Here is a 3635-nt window from a genome sequence, read left to right on the forward strand (position 1 = left end):
GAGCGCGCGACGAGCTGGTGCTAAGCTACGCGAAATTTGATAAGATCAGAAAAGTTAGCTACGAGCCGAGCTGCTTTTTAAGGGAAGCGGGGCTGGTGAAGTAAGCGAAATTTTGCTCGTCAAATTTGAAATTTCATTTTAGCGCGGGCGGATCATTTGAGTAAGAATTTTACTCCTCGCGTACGTTTGACGCGCCGCCTGCTATGACTTCTTTATCGGATTGCTTGGTAAGAATTTTGCCGCGTGATTTTTGCAAATTTTGCGATTTGTAAATTTTTGCAGTGCGGACGTTGTGAGATATTTTGCGGCTCACCAAATTTTACAGGCGGTAGTGAGGTTTGAAGCTGCGATTGAGAGGCGTGGTTGCCTGGGGCTTTTTTGCGAGCTGCGCGCGGGCTATGTGGTAGCGCGATCAGGAGCGGTCTGAAAATAGCGATATTTGCGGTGCGGGCGGTTGCAAAATTTTACGCCGCAAATGCGAGCCAAATTTTAAAATTTAGCTCCCGCTCTGCCGTAGAGTTTTGATGCGGTAAATTCTCCGTGAAATCTCGCACGGCTAGAATTTTGCAGAAGAATTCGACGGCAATAAAATTCCGCCGCCCTATTTCATCTTTCTCTTACTTTGAAATTTACGTGTTTTATACATCGCGGAGCTAAAATTTTATTTGATAAATTCCAAAAATACCGCAAATTCTACGACGAGTTAAAATTTACGAACGCGCCAAATTTACGGCGCTATAAATTTTTAAATTTCACTACGTATTGCGCGCGCTACAAAAAATACGCGCCCTGCCAAATTTGCCGCAGCGCGAAATTCCGAGCCGCGGCAACCCACATATTTGATAAATAGATTTCGCAGCGCAAATTACATGCTGGCAAATTTAATTTATCGCCGCGCAAAACACTATCCCGCGCAAATTTAGCGCAGCGCAAAGTCCTTCGCCGCGCAAATTCACAGCGTATTAAACACCCTATCTCCCGCATCTCCGAGACCAGGCACGATATATTTTTGCTCGTTTAATCTCTCGTCGATCGCCGCGGTAAAAACCTCGACCTGCGGGTAGATCTCGCTAAATTTATGAAGCCCCTCGGGCGCTGCGATGATGGAGATAAATTTGATTTTTTTGACGCCATTTTTCAGCAGAAATTTCACCGCGTCTATCGCCGTGCCGCCGGTCGCAAACATCGGATCGATGATGATTGCGGTGCGCTCTGCGGCGTCTGTGGGCAGCTTGGCGTAAAAAAACTCCGCCTGCGCGGTCTTTTCGTCGCGCTGAAAGCCCAAAAATCCTACGCTAGCGTCCGGTATGAGTTTAAAAACGCTATTTAGCATTCCAAGCGCGGCGCGCAAAATCGGGCAGATCATGATCTTCGTGGCGAGCTTATACGCGCTAGTTTGCGCCACGGGCGTATGCACGCTCACCTCGCGCAGCACCAGATCGCGCGTGGCTTCGAACATCATCAGGTAGCTGATCTCATCGACGAGCATGCGGAACTGAAATGGATCGGTCTCCCGATCGCGCAGGATCGTGAGCTTATGCTCGATCAGCGGGTGCTTGATCAGCCTCACGTTGGGCAGCTCGCACGCGGTTTGGTGCGTACATTTTTGGCTTTGGCTCATTTTCTCTCCTTAAATTTACTGAATTTTGCGCCCTTTGGGCATTTTAATCGTATGTTTTAGCGCGAGCTTTTGCCCCATGGCGCTGAAATTTCGCCGATAATGGCAACACGATTTTAAATTTAGCTCATTTTAGCTCGCAATGCACGCGTTACGTTTAAATTTAGCTTGGCGACTCGCTTTAAATTCAGCGCTTTTAAAAACGCAGTGCTTTAAATTTAGCTTGCGCGTGCCGCTTTTAATTTAGCCGCTATTTAAACAGGGCGCGCTTTTTATCGGCACGCTGGGCGCTACTTTTCGGCGAGCGCTCGCGACGTAAATTTCATCTGCGAAATTATCGTCTGAGGCGGCTTTAAATTTACTTAATGCTCTCGCTCGTGAGCCAGATTTTAAAATTCCAGCTGTCTTGCGCGCCGATAAAATTTTAATTTCATACGCACCTGTGCTCCACAGACAAGCCGAATGAACCGAGCGCGTATCTTTTTAAATTTAGCTCGGCGCAAGCGGTTAAATTTGCCGTGCCGAAGCGATCAAAATTTAACCGTAACCCCCTACTCCTTCACCACGCGCAGAAACGAATACACGTCCTGTACCCCGGGCGCGTGCGTCGCGTACCAGATCGCGTGCTTTTCGTGCTCGATGTCCGTTACCACGCCGCTAAATACCACGTCGCAGCCCACGATCGCCACGCGCACCGCAGTGCCCGAAACGTCGGTATCGGAAAAGAGGTTTTTCTTTAAATTTGCAAAAATTTCAAACGAATTGCAAGGATATTCGGGCTTTTTTATCCGCAAATAGGTATGCACGCGCCGCACGCCTTCGGTTTCATGCGCCAAAGCAAGCAGCGGCTCGCGCATCGCCTCGCTCTCAAGCAGCCCGATGAGATAGACCTCGCCGTAGAAGCACTCGACCTCCAAATCCCAGCTGCTAAGGCCTTTGGTAAATAGAATTTTGCTTTGGATTTTAGTCTGGATGAGCTTGTCGCTAGCGACCTCGCTGACGCTGCGGCGGTCGCGCGCTACGGAGTAGATGTCGTATACGCTAAGCGCGTTGCCAGCGGGCGCCAGCGGAGCCGCGCACGAGCTAAATAGCGCCGCGCAAGAGAGCAAAAACACCGACAAAAATGCCAGAAACAAAACCCTCAAACCCTCTCCAATCTCGTTTAATTTCTCGTTATTTCAATCACGCTTTTAAATTTAGCCCCGCGGGCGCCGTTTTGCCGCGGCATGAAATTTTGCGCCGTGAAATTTCACGGCTTAAAATTCCGAGCCAACGCGCCGCAAAATTTTACAATATAAATTTTAAAATTTACGTTGTAATTCGCACAGCTTGCAAAATTTTGCGCTTTCGCCATGGCGGAATTTCCCGCGCAGTATTTGTGGCCGTAAAATTCTACGCGGCTAAATTTTCATTGCAAATTTACCGCGCGAAATTCTACGGGGTAAATTTCTCGAGGCGGAATTCGCTGCCGTAAAATTTTATATTTCAAACCCGCGCCCAAAATTCCGCCCAGCCGCAGCTAATTCGTCGTAAGTCCGCCGTCTATCGCAAATATCGCGCCACTGACCCACTTCGCCGCATCCGACGCCAAAAACACCGCCGCCTCGCCGATGTCCTGCGCGCTGCCGATTTTGCCGAGTGGATAGATATTTTGCACCATCTGCTCGAACGCCTCGCGCCCCTGCGGGCTAAGCGCGCTTAAATTTCGCTCAAACTGCGGCGTCAGCACGCTCCCGGGCGCTATGGCATTAACGCGAATACCGAGTTTGCCGACCTCGAAGGCAAGCGATTTGGTGAAAGAATTTAGCGCGCCTTTGGTGATCGAGTATGCCGTTGTGGTGCGCCCCACGAGCATTCGGTTCGCAAAATACGACGAGATATTGATCACGCAGCCCTTGCTAGCCGCAAGCGCACCTAAAAGCCCCTGAGTAAGCAGATAGGGCGCTTTGACGTTTAGGTTTAGATGAGCGTCCAGCAAAGCTTCGTCGGTCGCTTCAAACGGTACTAATTTTCCCAA

3 protein-coding genes are annotated in these 3635 nt (G+C 49.6%); all 3 read right to left on the reverse strand.

The genetic code is table 11. The features are described 5' to 3' along the window. Nucleotides 1-952: 952 nt before the first annotated feature. Nucleotides 953-1579, reverse strand: coding sequence for a uracil phosphoribosyltransferase (upp, locus tag Q0257_RS06360; protein ID WP_298023040.1), 627 nt, complete (start codon nt 1577-1579; stop codon nt 953-955). Nucleotides 1580-2169: 590 nt separating this feature from the next. Next, the gene (locus Q0257_RS06365) at nt 2170-2763 is read right to left on the reverse strand and encodes a BON domain-containing protein (protein WP_298023034.1); all 594 of its coding nucleotides are present in this window, start codon (nt 2761-2763) and stop codon (nt 2170-2172) included. A 374-nt stretch (nt 2764-3137) separates the two neighbouring features. Further along, a partial coding sequence (locus Q0257_RS06370) for an SDR family oxidoreductase (protein WP_298023037.1) occupies nt 3138-3635 on the reverse strand: 498 nt, incomplete at its 5' end.

Origin of the sequence: uncultured Campylobacter sp. (assembly GCF_938018035.1) — a bacterium.
Taxonomy (GTDB): Bacteria; Campylobacterota; Campylobacteria; order Campylobacterales; family Campylobacteraceae; genus Campylobacter_B.